16 protein-coding genes and 1 pseudogene are annotated in these 18,404 nt (G+C 41.6%); 7 read left to right on the top strand and 10 right to left on the bottom strand.

Annotated features, from left to right (window positions below):
• Positions 1 to 125: 125 nt before the first annotated feature.
• Positions 126 to 1,061 (bottom strand): LysR family transcriptional regulator, encoded by a 936-nt coding sequence (locus FTW16_RS11700; protein ID WP_123301319.1) that lies wholly within the window; start codon positions 1,059 to 1,061, stop codon positions 126 to 128.
• A 725-nt stretch (positions 1,062 to 1,786) separates the two neighbouring features.
• Here FTW16_RS11700 and FTW16_RS11695 point away from each other — a divergent pair.
• The 5 genes from FTW16_RS11695 (at position 1,787) to FTW16_RS11675 (ending at position 7,944) form a co-directional block, all read left to right on the top strand.
• Positions 1,787 to 2,761 (top strand): autoinducer 2 ABC transporter substrate-binding protein, encoded by a 975-nt coding sequence (locus FTW16_RS11695; protein WP_102300090.1) that lies wholly within the window; start codon positions 1,787 to 1,789, stop codon positions 2,759 to 2,761.
• A gap of 93 nt (positions 2,762 to 2,854) precedes the next feature.
• Positions 2,855 to 4,348: a sugar ABC transporter ATP-binding protein gene (locus tag FTW16_RS11690; protein WP_146491200.1), complete on the top strand. Its 1,494-nt coding sequence runs from the start codon at positions 2,855 to 2,857 to the stop codon at positions 4,346 to 4,348.
• Positions 4,341 to 5,339 carry an ABC transporter permease gene (locus FTW16_RS11685; RefSeq protein WP_146491199.1) on the top strand — a complete coding sequence of 333 codons (999 nt, stop codon included), beginning with the start codon at positions 4,341 to 4,343 and terminating at the stop codon, positions 5,337 to 5,339. The genes FTW16_RS11690 and FTW16_RS11685 overlap by 8 nt, the downstream gene beginning before the upstream one ends.
• Positions 5,339 to 6,298: an ABC transporter permease gene (locus FTW16_RS11680; RefSeq protein ID WP_132970281.1), complete on the top strand. Its 960-nt coding sequence runs from the start codon at positions 5,339 to 5,341 to the stop codon at positions 6,296 to 6,298. The genes FTW16_RS11685 and FTW16_RS11680 overlap by 1 nt, the downstream gene beginning before the upstream one ends.
• Positions 6,299 to 6,309: 11 nt before the next feature.
• The gene (locus tag FTW16_RS11675; RefSeq protein WP_146491198.1) at positions 6,310 to 7,944 is read left to right on the top strand and encodes an FGGY-family carbohydrate kinase; all 1,635 of its coding nucleotides are present in this window, start codon (positions 6,310 to 6,312) and stop codon (positions 7,942 to 7,944) included.
• 108 nt (positions 7,945 to 8,052) lie between these two features.
• Here the strand turns inward: FTW16_RS11675 and FTW16_RS11670 are convergent, their stop codons facing one another.
• From FTW16_RS11670 to FTW16_RS11640, 7 genes are read right to left on the bottom strand one after another with little or no spacing between them, the layout of a single operon-like run.
• Positions 8,053 to 8,412 (bottom strand): RidA family protein, encoded by a 360-nt coding sequence (locus tag FTW16_RS11670; protein WP_146491197.1) that lies wholly within the window; start codon positions 8,410 to 8,412, stop codon positions 8,053 to 8,055.
• Positions 8,384 to 9,844: an NAD(P)/FAD-dependent oxidoreductase gene (locus tag FTW16_RS11665; protein WP_146491196.1), complete on the bottom strand. Its 1,461-nt coding sequence runs from the start codon at positions 9,842 to 9,844 to the stop codon at positions 8,384 to 8,386. The genes FTW16_RS11670 and FTW16_RS11665 overlap by 29 nt, the downstream gene beginning before the upstream one ends.
• A gap of 11 nt (positions 9,845 to 9,855) precedes the next feature.
• Positions 9,856 to 10,152, bottom strand: a complete 297-nt coding sequence (locus FTW16_RS11660; RefSeq protein WP_113795645.1) for a (2Fe-2S)-binding protein — start codon at positions 10,150 to 10,152, stop codon at positions 9,856 to 9,858.
• Entirely contained in the window at positions 10,136 to 11,233 is a 1,098-nt protein-coding gene (locus FTW16_RS11655; RefSeq protein ID WP_065584205.1) for an NAD(P)/FAD-dependent oxidoreductase, read from the bottom strand. The genes FTW16_RS11660 and FTW16_RS11655 overlap by 17 nt, the downstream gene beginning before the upstream one ends.
• Before the next feature lie 57 nt (positions 11,234 to 11,290).
• A complete protein-coding gene (gene dctP / locus FTW16_RS11650; protein WP_054541262.1) occupies positions 11,291 to 12,316 on the bottom strand; it encodes a TRAP transporter substrate-binding protein DctP in 1,026 nt (341 codons plus the stop codon).
• Positions 12,317 to 12,329: 13 nt separating this feature from the next.
• Complete coding sequence (locus tag FTW16_RS11645) at positions 12,330 to 13,628, bottom strand: TRAP transporter large permease (RefSeq protein ID WP_017065559.1); 1,299 nt, start codon at positions 13,626 to 13,628, stop codon at positions 12,330 to 12,332.
• A complete protein-coding gene (locus tag FTW16_RS11640; RefSeq protein ID WP_146491195.1) occupies positions 13,625 to 14,113 on the bottom strand; it encodes a TRAP transporter small permease in 489 nt (162 codons plus the stop codon). Before FTW16_RS11640 ends, FTW16_RS11645 begins: the two co-directional genes overlap by 4 nt.
• A 112-nt stretch (positions 14,114 to 14,225) precedes the next feature.
• Between FTW16_RS11640 and FTW16_RS11635 the strand changes: the two genes are divergently transcribed.
• Positions 14,226 to 15,152, top strand: coding sequence for a LysR substrate-binding domain-containing protein (locus FTW16_RS11635; protein WP_065584204.1), 927 nt, complete (start codon positions 14,226 to 14,228; stop codon positions 15,150 to 15,152).
• 41 nt (positions 15,153 to 15,193) lie between these two features.
• On the opposite strand, the gene FTW16_RS11630 is transcribed toward FTW16_RS11635, so the two are convergent.
• Complete coding sequence (locus tag FTW16_RS11630; RefSeq protein WP_146491194.1) at positions 15,194 to 16,090, bottom strand: hypothetical protein; 897 nt, start codon at positions 16,088 to 16,090, stop codon at positions 15,194 to 15,196.
• Positions 16,091 to 17,317: 1,227 nt separating this feature from the next.
• On the opposite strand from FTW16_RS11630, the gene FTW16_RS11625 reads away from it, so the two are divergent.
• Positions 17,318 to 17,953 carry an inovirus Gp2 family protein gene (locus tag FTW16_RS11625; RefSeq protein WP_146491193.1) on the top strand — a complete coding sequence of 212 codons (636 nt, stop codon included), beginning with the start codon at positions 17,318 to 17,320 and terminating at the stop codon, positions 17,951 to 17,953.
• A 44-nt stretch (positions 17,954 to 17,997) separates the two neighbouring features.
• Here FTW16_RS11625 and FTW16_RS11620 read toward each other — a convergent pair.
• Positions 17,998 to 18,404: pseudogene (locus FTW16_RS11620) on the bottom strand (hypothetical protein); the annotation flags it as partial.

Below are 18,404 nucleotides of genomic sequence, written 5' to 3'. Positions count from 1 at the left end.
ATGATTAAGCTGGAGACTAGTATGCAAAAAAGGAATGATGAGCGAATAGTGTTATCTCAAGGCATTGACTTTATTAGTATAAATTGATTTCACCAAAGTAGTCTGGCATCTCTGTAACTGTGAACTTACTCAGAATCATATTCATTGAGGTTTCGCATTGGCCCGATTTTGAGCTGAATATTCATCGCGTCAGCTTGTAACATGAATTGCTCAATGAACTGTTCCGCATTTCGGTGAATGGGCTTTAACGAAGGGTAGAGAATATCAAATTCAAACGGCAGGCCGAATACTAGTGGTTTCATTACGACCTTTGGGTGCTCGCTTTCCATGTAAGCGGTAAATGGATCAGTGATCGCGATCCCGACGCCTTCTCGAACTAAGGTTGCAGCGGTGCTTGCCAGTGAGACTTCGATTTGCTCAATCGTTGATAGGTCATAGCGACGTAACAATGCATCGACTCTTCTCTGAGTAATATCCTTTTCGTGGCGGATGAGCACTTGACCCGCGATATCGTAGATGTCTATGACCGAGCGTTTGGCCAGTGGCGAATCGGAGGGGATAAGACAGACGCATTCGCATTCTACTTTTTGTGCTTTTACACCCGCGAGGTGATCATCAATAAACGCAAAGCCAATGTCTGTTGTTTGACTTTGAACCCGCTGAATCACCTCTTCGGAACGATATGTTTTAAATCCGACTTTGACTTTAGGCGCTTGCTTTAAAAAGACCGCCAAGATTCTGGGCAAAAAGGCGTTTGAGAGAAGAGGCATCGCAGCAATATTCAGTGTCCCGAAATGGCGCGAGCGAATTGAATGCGCAGCGTGATCGAGACTTGATACAGCATCAAAGACTTTGGAGACTTCAATATAGAAGGCTTCTCCCTCATTACTAAGCTCCAAGCGATTTCGTTTACGAGTAAAAAGTTGAAAGCCAATTCTTTGTTCTAAACTGGCTAATAGTCGACTGACAGCGGATTGACTAAGCGATAAGCGCTCTGCCGCGGCAGTGACGGTTTGACATTCAACAATGGCTTTAAAAGCATTGAGTTGGGTTAGCTTCATTACATACAGCTCTGGATACAGGAATCGATGAAATTACCAGAAGCTCTAGTGGAATACCTTGAGCTGCAATGAGTAATCAACAATTTCTTGGCAAGTTTAAAGTGAATAAAGCTCAACTAAAAGTCGTTTTAGACAGTGATCCGCCCCGGCACTTTTTGGACATCGAGTTAAGTGAGTACAATCGCGAAAGAGGTGAACAATGACAACCAAGAAAACTACAATTAAACGTTCCCCTTAATTTAAAGCAGAAGCACTGAAGCTAGCAGAGAAAGTAGGAGTAGTTGCATTCGTTATTTAATTACACCCCCTAAGCGTATTTATCAATTATCAATAACATTGTTCCCGTAATAGTTATCTCTCCATACAAGAAATATTGAATTTCCGCCTCATACGTAGTGACCATTGTCTGGTTTTTACCAATAAAACACTCATTAATATTAGCCACTAAAATCTGATTCTCCACCTAACATTCTCCAGGCTAAAATATGAATATATCTTGTTATGCTTCTGTTGGTAAATTGTTATTTCATTCGTCTTTTTCCGTTCTTTAAATACCTCGGCGTGTCATTTTAACCATTAATTAACTTTATCGATCGTCAAAATTAACGTTACTGTGTCTGTGTCACGGTTTGGTTGTGCATGGTAATTTTTGTATTGAACTATGAGATAGCATGTATTCGTCAATTTTATTGAACCCTACACATAATAAAAAAGGATTGATGGACATGAAAAAGGTATTACTAAAAGCTGCTGCACTAACTCTTGCTCTTGCTGCTGCAGGTGTACACGCTAAAGACTATGAAATTGTAAACGTCGTTAAAGTATCTGGTATTCCTTGGTTTAACCAAATGAACAAAGGTATTGAACAAGCAGCAACTGACTTTGGTGTTAACGCACGCCAACTTGGTCCTTCTACACCAGATCCAGCACAACAAGTAAAAATTATTGAAGACTTGATTGCTAAAGGTGTCGATGCAATTACGGTTGTGCCAAATGATGTAACGGTTCTTGAGCCAGTATTCAAGAAGGCACGTGAGAAGGGCATTATCGTTTTAACTCACGAATCTCCGGACGGGCACGGAGCTGATTGGGATATCGAAACTATTGATAATCAATCCTATGCGAAAGTGACGATGGATGAGCTTGCAAAAAATATGGGTGAGAAAGGTGGATATGCTGTTTACGTAGGTTCACTTACTGTGCCGTTACATAATAACTGGGCAAATTTAGCAATAGATTACCAAAAGCAAACTTACCCAGAAATGTATGAAGTGACCAGCCGCATGCCTGTTGCTGAAAGTATCGATCAATCATACGCAGCGACCAACGACTTGATGAAGGCTCACCCTGATATGGCAGGTATTGTTTCTTATGGTTCTCTAGGTGGCATTGGTGCTGGGGAAGCGATTAAGAAGAAACGAGCTAAAGATAAGATCAGTGTTGTAGGCATCTTAATGCCAAGCCAAGCTGCACCTTACTTGATGCGCGGCGAGATTGATAAAGGATACTTGTGGAACCCTGCCGATGCTGGCTATGCGATGGTTGCTGTTGCAAAACAAATGCTTGATGGCAAAGCAGTAACAGATGGAGTAAACGTTAAAGGTTTGGGTGATGCTGAAATCGATACTGAAAAACGTGTAGTGAAATTTAATAAGATCCTTGAAGTTGATAAAACAAACGCACGTCAACTTGGCTTCTAGGCGTTAACTTTGACAAGTTCGTTAATGTTTTACCGATAACAAGCAATAACTTCGGGGTAGTGCAATTCTACCCCATGATTTATGGAAATTCATATGTCTGTTACTCCTTTCATTACCCTCAAAAAGGTGTCAAAACATTTTGGCTCTGTGAAAGCCTTGGATGGTATTAACCTAACCTTCAACCAAGGCGAAGTACACTGTTTAGCTGGAAAGAATGGCTGTGGTAAAAGCACATTGTTCAAAGTGATTTCGGGTGTCCATGCGCCGGAAAAAGGTGCTGAAATTCTACTTGAAGGTAAAAATTATCCACGCTTAAATCCGCAACAATCAATTGAACATGGCATTCAAGTTATTTATCAAGACTTGTCGCTTTTCCCTAACCTTACCGTCGCAGAAAACATAGCTATTCAAGATCATGTTGAGTGGACAAAGGGATTAGTTCAGCAAAAGCGTATCGAAGAGATTGCGATTAAAGCAATGGCGAAAGTCGGCGTGAAGCTACCATTGGATAAGCGTGTAGAGCAACTTTCGATTGCAGAGTGTCAATTGGTTGCAATTTGTCGAGCGATGGCGTCTGACGCCAAGCTAATGATCATGGATGAGCCAACCGCTTCGTTAACTCGTACTGAGGTTAATCACCTGATCGAAGTTGTTGCAGACCTAAAATCGAAAGGTGTTACCGTTGTATTTGTTAGCCACAAGCTCGACGAAGTGATGGAGATCTCTGATCGCATTACCGTTATCCGTGATGGCCGTACCATTGGTACCTATCAAGCCGATGAAGTGGATAGCGACGAGTTGGCATTTTTAATGACAGGTCAACGTTTTGAATTTTCGCCTTTAGCGCCATATCAACAACAAGGTGATGTGAAGCTAGAAGTAAAAAACCTGACTAAACAAGGTCAATATCACGATGTGTCATTGTCGGTTCGTGCAGGTGAAATCGTCTCCATTACTGGATTACTTGGAGCGGGTCGTACCGAGCTTTGCATGGCATTATTTGGGATGAATAAGCCTGACAGCGGCGAAATCCTAATTAATGGCCAACTGACGTCGTTTAGCTCCAATCGTGATGCGATCGCGCAAGGGATTGGTTATGTATCAGAAGACCGCATGTCAACTGGATTAGTCATGGACCAGTCGATTCAAGACAACATTACTGCTTCGGTACTAAAGCGTCTACAAAAGCCATCGGGTGTACTGGACCATCTTAAAGCCAACAAGCTAGTGTCAAAGCTTATCTCATCACTATCAATCAAAGTCGCAGATCCAAAATTGCCTGTTACTAGCCTTTCTGGTGGTAACGCGCAGCGCATATCGATTGCCAAGTGGATCGCGGCAGAGCCCGAAGTTCTGATTCTTGACTCACCGACCGTCGGTGTTGATGTCGCTAACAAAGAAGCCATCTACAACATTGCCAAAGACCTTGCAGCAAGTGGTATGGCGATCATTATGGTGAGTGATGAAATCCCTGAAGTGTTTTACAACAGTCACCGAGTGATTGTGATGAAAGAAGGACGTTTTACCCATGACTTCCAACCGACTAATTGCTCAGAGCAACAAATCATGGAGGCCGTCAATGCATAATCAATTTAAGCGCCAATTGGCTTCGTTTAGCAAGCGTCACGAATTCTATCTCTCCGTTATGATCGTACTGATTGTGGCGGTACTGACAGCGACATCAGAAGATTTTCTTACGTTAGGTAATATCTTCGATATGTCAGTAAGCTCGGCGTTACTTGGCATCATGGCTTGTGGTCTATTTGTAGTACTTATTGCTGGTGGGATTGATATTTCATTTCCCGCCACGGCAGCAATTGCCCAATATGTTGCGGCCACATACATTCTAAGTATTGGTGGTAACTTTATGATTGCCTTTGGTATTGCCGCATTGGTTGGTGTGCTACTGGGTATGATTAACGCAACATTGGTTTATAAGCTTAAAGTACCGGCGATCATCATAACCATTTCCACGTTGAACCTGTTCTTCGGCCTACTGATTTATTTTAGCAATGGCGAGTGGCTATATGGTTTCCCTGATTGGTTTATGGATGGTGTTGAGTTATTTAGCTTCACTGGAAGCGATGGTTATGACTATGGCTTGTCACTGCCAATTCTGACTTTGATTGCCATGATTTCGCTAACATCTTTCTTAATGTCTAAAACGCGTTTAGGCCGTCAAATATACGCTGTGGGTGGTAATGCTGATGCCGCGAGCCGTATCGGTATAAACCTTTTTGGCATCAATTTGTTTGTATATGGGTACATGGGGGCGCTAGCGGGTATTGCGTCAGTAGTTCAAACACAAATTACTCAATCGGTGGCACCAAACTCTTTAATGGGTTTTGAGCTTACTGTGCTTGCGGCAGTAGTACTTGGTGGAACGAGTATGACGGGAGGCAAAGGAACCTTATTCGGTGTGATTTTAGGTGTGATTTTGTTAGCGGTAGTGAAAAACGGTTTAACACTATTGAGCGTGCCTTCTTACTGGCACACCGTTGTTACGGGTTTGATTATTGTTTGCAGTATCAGCATGACCGCGATTAATGAGAAAAAACAAGCAGCGCAGGGGGCATAATGGAACAGGTTCTAAATAGTTTAAAGCTGCCAACGGATAAGAACATTCGTTACTTGTTGGTTATTTTAGTTGGTATTTTGGCTGTGATGGGCTTTACCAGCGGTCAAGCATTTTTCTCAATTGGCAACTTACAATCGATGTCATCGCAAATGCCGCTATTGGGTTTGCTGGCACTGGCAATGGCCGTATGTATGTTGACTGGTGGTATTAACCTATCGATCATCGCTACTACAAATGCATGTGGCTTAGTTATGGCGAGCATCATAACCCAAGCACCAGATAGCTCTGCGATGTTGGTATTAGCACTGGCGGGCGGTCTGATTACAGCAGTAGTAATTGGCCTTCTTAACGGAGCATTAATCGCTTACGTTGGAGTCTCTCCAATTCTTGCTACTTTGGGCATGATGACGTTGATCAATGGCCTTAATGTCCTTATCTCAGGTGGCAGCGTAATCTCAGGATTCCCTGAAGCATTATTGGTTCTAGGTAATGGCTCGTTAATGGGCATCCCTATGCCACTTATCTTGTTTGTCGGTTTTGCGATGGGTTTGTGGGGTTTACTTGAGCATACCAGTCTTGGCCGCACGATTTACATGATGGGCTCTAACGAGAAAGCCACACGATTCTCAGGCATCAATACTCAAAAAGCCACATTGTATGTATATGCGCTCTCTTCAATTCTATGTTGGGCGGCCGCAATTGTAATGATGGCAAAATTCAACTCAGCTAAAGCTGGTTATGGAGAGTCTTATCTATTAATTGCGATTTTGGCTTCAGTGCTCGGTGGCATCAATCCAGATGGTGGTTTTGGACGCATTATTGGTATTGGCTTAGCACTGATCGTACTGCAAACGTTAGAAAGTGGTCTTAATTTACTGGGAGTGAGCAGTTATCTCACTATGGCGCTGTGGGGCGGCATCTTGATCCTATTTATCTTCTTACAAAAAAATAAGGCTTAACGGGGAAGGATATGAGTATTTATTTTATCGGTGTTGACGTAGGCAGTGGTAGTGCACGAGCAGGCGTATTCGATGCTCTTGGGCGTAAAGTCGGTGAAGCGAAGCGCGATACCCAAATGTTTAAGCCACAAGCAGACTTCGTTGAGCAATCTTCAGAAAACATTTGGCAGTGTGTGTGTTTGGCAGTAAAAGACGCCGTTTCACAAGCGAATATCGATCCTATTCAAGTAAAAGGCATTGGTTTTGATGCTACATGCTCGCTTGTTGTATTGGACAACAAAGGCGAACCTTTAACAGTTAGCCCAACAGGTCGTAGTGAACAAAATATTGTGATGTGGATGGATCACCGTGCTATCACGCAAGCAGAACGCATCAACACTACTGAACACCCAGTGTTGGCATATGTTGGCAACCGTATTTCGCCAGAAATGCAAACACCAAAGCTATTATGGCTAAAACAAAATATGCCCAATACATGGTCTAAAGCAGGCTATTTCTTTGACTTACCAGATTTCCTGACTTGGAAAGCTACCTTTGATGCTAGTCGATCGCTTTGTTCAACTGTATGTAAATGGACTTACCTTGGTCACGAAAGTAAGTGGGATAAGAGTTTCTTTGAACTGATAGGTTTAGAAGACTTACTTGAAGATAACGCGCAATCAATTGGCGATCGTATTTTACCAATGGGTCAGCCTGTCGGGGATGGCCTAACGGTTCATGCGGCGGATGATCTGGGTCTGGTAGCTGGAACAGCCGTTGGTACCTCAATCATCGATGCACATGCTGGTGGTATAGGAGTATTAGGTGCTGCGGGGATGACGGGTGAAAAAGCGGATTTCAATAAACGCTTGGCTTTGATTGGTGGAACCTCTTCTTGCCATATGGCGGCATCAAAAACGGCACGTTTTATAGATGGGGTTTGGGGGGCATACTACGGTGCAATGATACCTGGTTACTGGCTTAATGAGGGTGGACAATCAGCAACGGGTGCTTTGATTGACCACATTATTACTTCACATCCAATCTATGGCAGAGCTAAAGAGCAGGCTGATAAATTGGGTCAAACCATTTATCAATTGCTTAATAACCGTTTGTTAGAACTTGCTGGTAGCAAAGAAGATATAGCTTTTTTGACGAAAGATATCCATGTGTTGCCTTACTTCCATGGCAACCGTTCGCCACGTGCTAATCCTCATTTAACTGGCACTATTACTGGCCTTAAAATGTCGAAAACCATTGATGATATGGCGATGCAATATCTCGCAACGTTACAAGGTATTGCTTTAGGTACACGTCATATCATTGAAGTGATGAACGAATCTGGGTACGAGATTGATACCATTATGGCTTGCGGTGGTGGTACTAAGAATAGTGTCTTCTTACAGGAGCATGCTAACGCCACTGGCTGTATGATTTTGTTGCCTGAAGAAAGCGAAGCCGTATTGCTGGGGTCTGCAATGCTCGGCTCTGTCGCCGCTGACTTCTACAGTGATATCCCAGACGCTATGAATGCCATGAGTCGCATCAGTAAGAGCGTAATGCCTCAAACTGAAAAGATTAAGCGGTTCTATGACGTGAAATATAAAGTATTCCACAAGATGTATGAACATGACGTGGAGTACAAACGCTTAATGGGAGAGTTTTAGACAAGCCCTCATATATTTCAAAATGTAATTTATGGATCTGTTAACGGTCTAGTTCAATAACTAGACCGTTAACACATGGACTTCACCGGTGGATAATCGCTACAAATTTTAAATATTGGTTTTGCGTGCTGCAGTCACAAGTAGCTCGACCATGAGTTCAGGGCTAGCGAGTTTCGCTTCACCACAAGCACGCGCAGGTGCGAACCCTTCATCAAACCATTCATCCCATACTGTATTCATTTCATTGAAATCGCTCATATCAGCTAGCCATACTGTGACCTGTAAAACATGCTGACAATCACTTTCTGCTTCAACAAGAAGGCTTTCTACTCTTGTAAGCGCTTCTCTAGTTTGCTCTGTAACGCTTGTACCACGGACTCCGACCTGACCACATAAATATATTGTGTCGTTATGGGTCACAATTTTGCTCATACGTTGATTAGTATGCAGTCTCTGTACCTTGCTCATATTTAGTATTTCCTTTGTTATATTTTTTAATAAATGAACTCTTTGCGGGGGTGAGACTTGCTAGCTCTCCAAGTTTCAATGGTTTAATAGGGTTGCGTAGTCGGTAGTAGCCTACTTTTTCCATTGAAATGCCGACTTTGTCACTAATAATATGGGCCACCGTTGAGCCGCAATGGCGTCCTTGACACGGGCCCATGCCACAACGAGTGAACGTTTTTATTTGATTAATCCCACAGGCTCCCTGATCTACGTGATCGCGGATTTGTTTTGCTGTTACTTCTTCACACCGACAAACGATCGTTTGGTCGCTGGGGCTGAGGGCTTGCTTAGGTGGGGTATACAGCGCATCAAGAAACGGTCGTACTGATAGCTCTTTGTTTATTATTGCTTTTATGGGGTTATCGTTATTTTTAGTTATGAGATTACCGTTAAGCTCAAGCTCTTGCAGAGTATTTTGTGCGACGAGATCCCCTTGTAATTCTGCAACGAGTGCTCCTCCAATGCCCCCGCTGTCGCCAGCAACAAAGACACCGTAACGTGAACTCATGTTGTTACTGTCTAACTTAGGCTTCCAGCAAACTTGTAATGAATCCCAAACATGTTCCAACCCCATAGCGCGAGTGAGTTGGACGTTAGGAATCACTCCAATATGTGCTAAGACAGTTTCACCTTTAAGTTCGACGGTTCTTCCTGAGCTTTGAAAGGTTAAACCTTCTAAACGTTGGCTACCTAGTGCTTCAATGTGAGTAGAAGATGTATAGCGCTTGATCCCAAGCTTATGAATCTTGGAAAGGAGCTTTAAGCCTTTGGCTATATAATTGCGTCCTTGCCATGCATTCAACCAATATCCGGCTGCTTTAAAGTAACTTGCGCTTTGCTGAGTATCGACAATGGCCTTCGGTGTAGCGCCGGCATCGCTCATCTGTACGGCGAGTAGGTAGAGAAGGGGACCTGTTCCAACCAAGATTGCATCTTTAGGGACAATGCCTGATGTTTTCATCATGATTTGGCAAGCCCCAGCTGTCATCACCCCTGGTAGTGTCCAACCTGAGAATGGGAATGGTCTCTCAATTGCCCCCGTTGCTATGATGATTTTCTTCGCGGTCGCTTTTTGAGCTTTCCCATCGCGACTCCAATAAACCGCGTTGTCCGAATCAATTCGCCATAACGTAGCGCCAGAGAAATAAGAGATGTTAGCTTGGTTAAAAGTTTTAACGAGTTCGGCACCTCTTAAATAATCTGGCCCGAAGATATGTCCGTGTGGGTGACCTGATTCTTGTATGGCTCTATAAATTTGACCTCCTGGTTGAGCTTGCTCGTCGATAACCATGACATTTGCTCCCGCAATAGCGCATTGAACTGCCGCAGCCATTCCTGCAGGCCCAGCTCCGATCACACACACATCAAAATTCATGTTTGATTGTTCCAGCATGAAACCTCCTATTACATTGTTTGTCGGCGAATTTTCATGCCGTCTTTAATCAAATTCATGCAAGCTTGAACGTTAGGTTCTCCATCGACTTCAACGCGGCACTCAAAGCAACTACCCATCATACAAAACGGTGCTCTTGGTGAGCCGGATTGAGGCGTTGTACGAGTATGATCTACCGTTGCTGCTAGCAATGCTGCAGCTATGGTATCTCCGTCATACGCCATGTAATATTGACCTTCCCATTCAAACTGAATTGATGCTTTCTCTTTATCCGAGGCAAGTCGTTGGAATCTAGAATCTGTCTTCACTGAATACCTCCAAATCTGGTGCGTTAGTAGATTGCTCAAGCCAATGCGGTAACAAATAACTATGGACTGCGGCTAGTGTAATACCGCTGTGGCAACTCACTAGGTAAGCTCCTGGATGTGTTTTTGATTGTTGATATATTGGTAGGCCATCAGGTGAAACGATCCGAGTCGCACCCCAACTTCGAATTAGCCTGGTGTGCTCTAAAAATGGATAAACAGCAATCGCTCGCTCAGCTATAGCAGCTGTAGTTTCGATGGTGTCATTGTTGTCAAATCCAGCATTTTCCTTAGAGTCTCCTATCTGGATACCACCTTCATCTACCTGGCGAATAATACCGGAGGGGCGCTTCATCTTTTTGGGGAGCTTTTCAGTGATTAAAACTTGTCCTTTTTGAGGAGAGACTAATGCTTTGAAGTTGAGTTTTGGGCCTAATTGAGCTGCTCCTAAACCTGCAGACAAAACAACTTTGTCGCTAGAATAAATCCTCCCATCTTCTAATGTGACTTGAAACGTTCCCGACTTATCTTGGTTAATATCAGACACATTCGTTCCAGTAATTAAATTAGCACCGAGCTTTCGGATCGCTGCAGTATACGCATTGAGTAACTTCAATGGATTGACATGACCATCTTCTGCTCCGTAAATTGCACCGACGACGTCAGGGCCAATTTCGGGCTCCTCCTGTATTAGGCGTTTGCGATCCCAAATTTCATATGGATGGTCGCTATTCAATTGCTTACGTAGGTGCTCATACTGCTTAGCTTTAGCCATTAATTCTTCTTCACAGAAGTGGAAATCGTATCCCCCTTCTTGCACTAGGTTAAGCCTATGTCCGGTAACGTTTTCTAATTCTTCTGCGAGCTCTTTCCATAACTTTACAGATCGGCGAGTCCATGCTGCATAGTGAGGTGCGTCGAGCCCTTTACTCGACAACCAAACCAAGCCAAAATTGCCACGAGATGCACGATGATCGAGGTCGCCGCCATCCAGTACTGTTACCTGATGACCCGCTTTAAGAAGGCCATAAGCTAGTGCGCAACCCACAATTCCGCCACCGACAACAATATATTCCGGTTTCATAACATTCTCTTATGCTTTCGTTGAGGGGGCAGGGGTGCCCCCTTTGGTTGGTGTTTCTTAATTAAGCGCTTTGTCTAAGATTGGCTGGCTCCAATCAGAACCGATATCGTCAATAATTTGAGGCCATACTGTAGCGCGTACTTTGTTAGCTGTTTTGCTCAACTGACTTGGAGTCATTTCTATGATTGTTGCACCAGCTTCTACCAGTTTTTGTTCATTGGCTTTCTGGTCTAGTTGTGCAGCGCCCCAACGACGGTTTTCAAATTGAGCTGCGGCTGTTTTGAGAGCTGCTCTCTCTGCTTCATCGAGATCTTCTAAGCGCTCAGAATTGATCATCAGGTACCAGATTTCGAAGTGGGTATTGAGAGGAATATAGGTTTTTGTTACATCACGGAATGAAGCGTAATAGCCTTCAGCTCCAGAACCAATAACACCATCAACTACACCAGTTTGTACTGCCGTAAAAGCTTCTGAAAAAGGCAGGGGTGAACCAATATAGCCGACGTTATCTGCTAATAACTGGAAACTCTTGATCGGTGGTACACGAAGCTTAATACCTTTGGTTATATCGGGATCACCAGCACCAACTGCATTACGGTTTAACGAAATTCCTCCAAAGTAAACAGGGTAGGCTGCGAGCAATGTTATATCTTGTTTAGCAAATAGCTCTTCCATTGCTTCGCGTACTGGTGCATTCGAACCGTAGATATTTTGAGCTTCTTGCCAATCGTTTGCTAAGAAAGGTAATAAACCAATTTGCATTCTACGGTCGGTAGATGTGGAGGCTGGTTGCAATGCCATATCAATTGCACCAATTGAAATTCGTTCCTGTACTAACGTGTAATCACCTAAAGCGTTAGCAGCATAGACTCTTAGTTTAAGGTCGCCATCTGTCGAGGCTTTTAGATCGTTGCTTAACTGCTTGATGTCATTATCAACTACGGTACCTTGTGGGCGTACATGACTGATTTTTAGCGTTGTAGCATGTGCAGGGAAAGTACTTAGGGCGGCGGCCATAAGTGATGCCAACATAGTGACATTTTTTATTGTTTTTAATGGTTTTAACTTACTTGTTTTTAACATTGTTAATTTCCTTTTAATAACCAAACATAGTAGGGAGGTACAGAGATAATTCTGACCAAAAAGACGTAAGAATTACGACAGGTAGATACCCAAATAAAATGAGTAGCATTGCCGGCCCAACAACTTCAGAGAATTTTACGTTACCAATGCGAGCACCAAGGTATAGGATTGACGCATATGGTGGGGTCACTCCGCCCATCGCGGTATTGACTCCCATGATTGCAGCAAATTGAATTGGGCTGATGCCAATTGCCGTCATTAGTGGCAAAAGCAAAGGCGCTATAAGAATGATTGCAGTCAAATCGTTCACGACCATACCAACGACAAACAACAACAGATTAATAAAAATTAGTAATAAAAATTTGTCATCAGTAATATTGAAGATAGCTTCAACTAATTGTTGGGGGATTCCTTCTACAACAAACATTTGGCTAAGAATTAGACTGAATAAAATCATAAACATGATAGATCCAACCGCTGTTGCAGACTCTTTCCCGGATTCTAATAATGTCTTCCAACTCAATCCTTTATAGATCATAAAGCCGACTGGAACAGCATAGATAACAGCAACTGCCGCAGCTTCTGTTGGAGTCATAATGCCGCCATAAATACCACCAAGGATAATTACTGGCATCAATAAAGCAGGCACCGCGTTAAATGTTTGGCTAGAAGCTTTCTTAAACATCTCTGGTAAGCTCAGCTTGTCATCTAAAACAAGTGGGAACTTACGAGCCATAAACATATTGATTGCGGCAAAGTTGAACGTAACCAACAATCCAGGACCAAGTGTCGCGAGGAAACAAGCCAGAATTGATGTATCAGTAACCCAACCATAAACAATCATTGTCACGCTTGGCGGAATGAGTAGACCTAATATTGACGAGTTAGCAATGAGTGCTGTTGCATAAGCTCGCGGGTAGCCTCGTTTTTCCATCTCGGGGATAAGAAGTGGCCCGATAGCCGCAATACCAGTTAATCCGCTTCCAGAAATGGCACCGATAATCGCGCAACTAACAGAAGCTACGATACCTAGACCACCGCGTATATGACCGACAAATACGTTCACAAAACCTAATAGACTAGCAGCGATTCCACTTCTACTCATTATGGTTCCTGCCAATACAAATAGGGGAATAGCCAGCAAAACGGGGTTCATTAATTGCCCAGCGCCCCACATCATGTTGCCTTTCATCGACATGTCACCGGCAAAACTCATGACCATCAGTGCACCGCCGAAACAAAATGGAAGGGGAACGCCGAGAGTCAGTAGTATGACTAAAACTGAGACGGCTAATAGAGCGACTTCAATCATTGTTTCACCTTATTTACGAAAGACGATGGAGTTCTAAGTTGGTTAACCAGCTTTACGATATGTATGGCAATAAAAAGTGTGATCAGAAGAAGTCCGATGAATACGGAACATTCATGATAAAAAGTAGGGATATAGAGAGTGGGGCTTTCTTTCCATACGCGCCAAGCGTACTTGACATAATCCCATGCCCAGTAAGTAAGCCAGCTCGAAATAATAAAACTTATAATTTCGCCTACTAGTGCCAAAATTGTGTGCCCGCGTTCACTTTTGATGAAAATTTCTAAGACATTTGCTCGTATCTGAGAGTTTTCTCTTGAAGCATTAACTGCCCCAAGCATATATAGCCAGATTGTAGGAATGACCATTGATTCTTCGAGTCCCATAATTGGGACCTCAAAAATATATCGTGTCACGACCTGAACAAATTGCATTAGAGCTACTGATGCAATTAAGGCCGTGAGCAAGTATCGAAATTTTTGCTCCACTGTATGTTTCCTTATTGTTGTATTTGTAATTATTTGGTTATTTTATTGGTGACAATCAATAAAAACAAATTTAAAATTACTCTAAAGTCATAAATTTTACTTATAGGGTGTTATGAGCAATCTTTCGATAAAACAATTAGAAACGTTCCGTGCTGTAATGCGTTCGGGATCGGTGACTGTGGCTGCAAAAACTTTATGCCGAACTCAACCTGCAGTGAGCTCTATGATCGTAGGTCTTGAGAAGGAGCTAGGGTTGACACTTTTTGAACGACAAAAGGGGCGTTTAATCCCCAACCCTGAAGCATATTTTTTGCTAGAAGAAACTGATGCGATTTTAGAGCGTTTAACGCGTTCAACGCAGTTAATGGCAGAAGTGAAAAACCTCACTAGAGGGAAGTTACGTATTGCTTGTATGCCTGCTGCAGCATTATTTTTTATGCCGCACGTTATTGCCGAATATGTAAAGGACAGACCTGAAGTAGAAGTATCCATGATGATGCGAAGTTCTACTATTGTTCAAGACTGGATTGCATCTCAGCAGTACGATATAGGTTATTCAGAGCTACCTAAGGACAGAGATTCATTTCATGTAGAACCTATACAGCTTGAGGGAGTGTGTGCATTACACAAGGATCACCCTTTAGCGAGTAAACCGCTCATTACTCCAAAAGACTTAGATAATGTTCCACTAGCAGCGCTGTTTACCCGTCATTCAGCAAGTGAACACACAAGACTGTTATTTGAAGAACATAACGTCACTTATCGACCTAGATTTGAGCTACAGAACTACATCTCTGGTTTTGAGTTTGTCGAACAACAGCTATGTGCTTGTATCTGTGACCCCATCAGTGCAGCTAGTTACAAACTATATAAAGGAAATCAAGGGAACGTTGTATTTCGCCCCTTTGCTCCAGCTATAGCTTATGATCACGCAATACTGACACCTGCTCACAAACCAATGTCAAAGCTTGCTGAGGTCTTTGCTTTAAATATCCGACAAGCAGTAGATGCATTTGTGTCTGATATAAATGATTTCTAGGGAGATATCTGTTTACGACCATAGATATACTGGATGCTTATTTAGGTGGGTATGTCTTTTATCATTCTAGCCTCTTCTGAAATAATGCGTTCAAATGTTTCATTTAAGTTCAGCTCATAAAATTCAGATATTGATTTTAAATTCTCTTTAGACTCCTGGCTAATCACGAGATTTAAAGTGGTCTTATTTTTTGATTTTATTTTCTTTCTATATTTAACCTGATCCCAGGCTTTTTTCATTTTAATAAAAAACAATGTTTTTTCTGCATCTATACCATAAATTGAATGAAATAAACCAGGAATAGTGATTGTGAATTCATTTTTTTGAAATACAATATCAGGTATTTCATTTAAGGCCTTACTTATAAATATGCTATCGGTTAGGTATTTAATAGACCAAGAGGCTTGTTCCATATCTTTGGCATCGAGCCATTTGAAATTAAATATCTTAGTTGATTGAATATAGTGCGAATGAAGCATTTCCAAATACTTCTTTTTATTGGTCATACTTTCTGTGCTTTCAATGAAATAATAGATCACTTGGTCTTTTATTTCGGATGTTGAAGTGATTGGTCTTAGCCCGTAGTTAAAATTTAATGTAGTGTCATTTATTAAGTGGCTGTATACGCACATTAATATTGACTGATCGTTTGAATCTAAAAATGAAAAGTCATTATCACTGAAACTGTTTTTTAATATTTCATCAAAGTATTCAATGGCAACCTCATAAGTTGAATAAAGAAGGCCTTTATCAGATAAAAACCTTCTCGATATAAATTCTTCCAACCCTTTTTTATTTCGTTCGATATCTCCATTGCTAATATTAAGTCTATTTTCTTTCCTAACCGATGAAACAATAACTTTGAGGGATGTCAAATCCTTACCCTTCAAATACTGAGTTAACTTTTTCTCAAATGAGTGCGTGCTATATGCTGACATACTAACCTACTTAGTAGTTTTTATGATTGTCCATAGTAGGTTTTAGGTGGTTTTTTGATGTGATTTTTATTAAGAATTTTGACGATTTTCTGACTATTTACCTAAAATTTGGAAGCAAATCTCTATCTTCTATTGGTTTTTAAGGCTTTGAACCATTTCCGTTACTCTGTATAACTTCGGAGTTTGATTAACTTGGATCTATGTATGAGCGTTTAGAGTGTGAGGTTTTAAGAGTACCTAATGTCGTTTTTAGTCAATCGTTTGATATATGTAATAAGAAACACATCAGTTTAAATCACTCTTTTTGTTATAGTAATATAGTATTTTTATCATTTAAGCTGTGCTATCAATCGTTGATAAGTAATTCTAAGTTAGACTAACTAATTACATTATTCTCATATTCCATATCAGACGAAAGGATTATATATAAATGAAGAGTACGAATTATCAAGTAATCTTATGAAGACATGCTCACTGGTGAATATGTTAACCCATAAGTATGAGCTTGCTGTTGATGACTTACTGCGTATATCTGATAACTGTGGATCATGCGAATAGAGGTCATTGAAATCCTTATGGCTATAAGTGTTGATTTGCGAAATCCAACAAAAATGTCCGGAGAAAGAAAAAGTTTTTAAAAGGTTTTTTGCTTCTTTGGATGCTCACATATAATCGAATTTAAGGCGTAAAGTAAGAGGTGATAAATGAAGGTAAGATATCGAATAATATATATATTGGAAAAAATCATACTATCACGGCTATGTCATCTTCCTGTTGGATTTCAGTGCTATTTTTTTTGATGACACCTTTATGACCTAAGTATCATCAGCTCTAAATTTCATGATAGTCCAACTCTTCGAAGCGGACGTTTACTTGATTTGGATTGTGAGAATATATTTATAAAGGAACATGCCTATATCTATTTTGGTGAAGGTTAATACATGACCATTTGGTACTTAATTTCAGAGTAACTTCAAATGCTGGAATTTCGAGTTTATTACCCGGAATTGATCGAGCTGTAACGTTGACATCATCTGTTTTGGGTTAAAACCAGAATGGAATGGTTCGACCGGGGCCTGTTAATATCTCGTTATTGCGGTATGGTAATATTACATATATACCATTCATCAACTTACCCTTACCAAACACAATTCAACAAACATACTCACCTCATTAAATAACCACTCCCAATCATCCTATACCAGAGACACTCACCCCAAAGGTATAATGATGAAAAAACTTAAAACAACGACCAATGATACATTCAATGGATTGCCAATCTTAAAGCCAAAAGGTGGTTTAGTTCTAAGCTACCTTGATAAGCTGTATGACACGATTGATAAAGCCGTCACACAACACCCTCGTACGACAGCCATTAGAGTAGACCTACGTTTAGCTAAGTCTTTATTGTTCGATGACACTGGAGTCATCAAGAACTTTATTGCTTCGCTGGATGCTCAGATTCAAGCTGATCTCAGTCGAAAAAAAAGGAGAGGTCAGACTGCTCGTAGTTGTAAGGTTCGATATGCTTGGTGTAAAGAAAGAAGCACGTCATTGAGTCACCATTACCACCTTGTCTTGTTATTGAACAAAGACGTGTACCATTCTCTTGGAAGGTTTGATCAAAAAGGCAATTTATCAGACATGATAAAGAAGGCGTGGTGTCGAGCGTTAGATATCAAAGCCAATGAAGGTGATACCTTAGTCCATTTCCCAGACAGCCCTACCTATTGGTTAGATAAAAACTCAGGTAAATTCGACCAACAGGTGGATAGCTTGTTTAAACGAGTCAGCTACTTAGCTAAGGTCGAGACCAAGCACTACGGCGATAGATCACGAAGTTTTGGGTGCTCGCGAATTTAAAAAAAAGAGGGCAGAACATCGCCCTCATTAATCCTTCTAAACAATTAATTTTGAGTGACGGTTTGCATCTTAATAGCCGTTATTGAACTCACTTCTTTTTCCATTGTAGTACCAGCGTCAAAGTTGATGTAGTACTCGGTAAAGGTCCCACTTGGATATTGATAAAACATCAGCTCGTTGTCGCTGACAACGGCCATTCGTTCATTGGCATCGAGTTTAGTACCACTAGAAGCATCGGTTGTCGTTGTAGCGGGTTGGTTAAGTTCAGCCTTACTGATATCAAAACGCATGAAGCTAGGCAGTGCACTATTATCATCGGCACTTGAGTACATGCAGTACAGTGAGGTTTGGCCTGCATTGGCTACGTGGCCACTATGCGCTTTAGAGGGTTCGAGTTGTGTGATGGTTTTGGTTATGTCATCGAACTGATACACAGAGCAATCTGAATGCA

The sequence above is a fragment of the Vibrio sp. T20 genome (assembly GCF_007858795.1).
Classification (GTDB): domain Bacteria; phylum Pseudomonadota; class Gammaproteobacteria; order Enterobacterales; family Vibrionaceae; genus Vibrio; species Vibrio satsumensis.
Note: the sequence above shows the minus strand (reverse complement) of the source record. Positions and strands in the feature narration are given on the sequence as shown.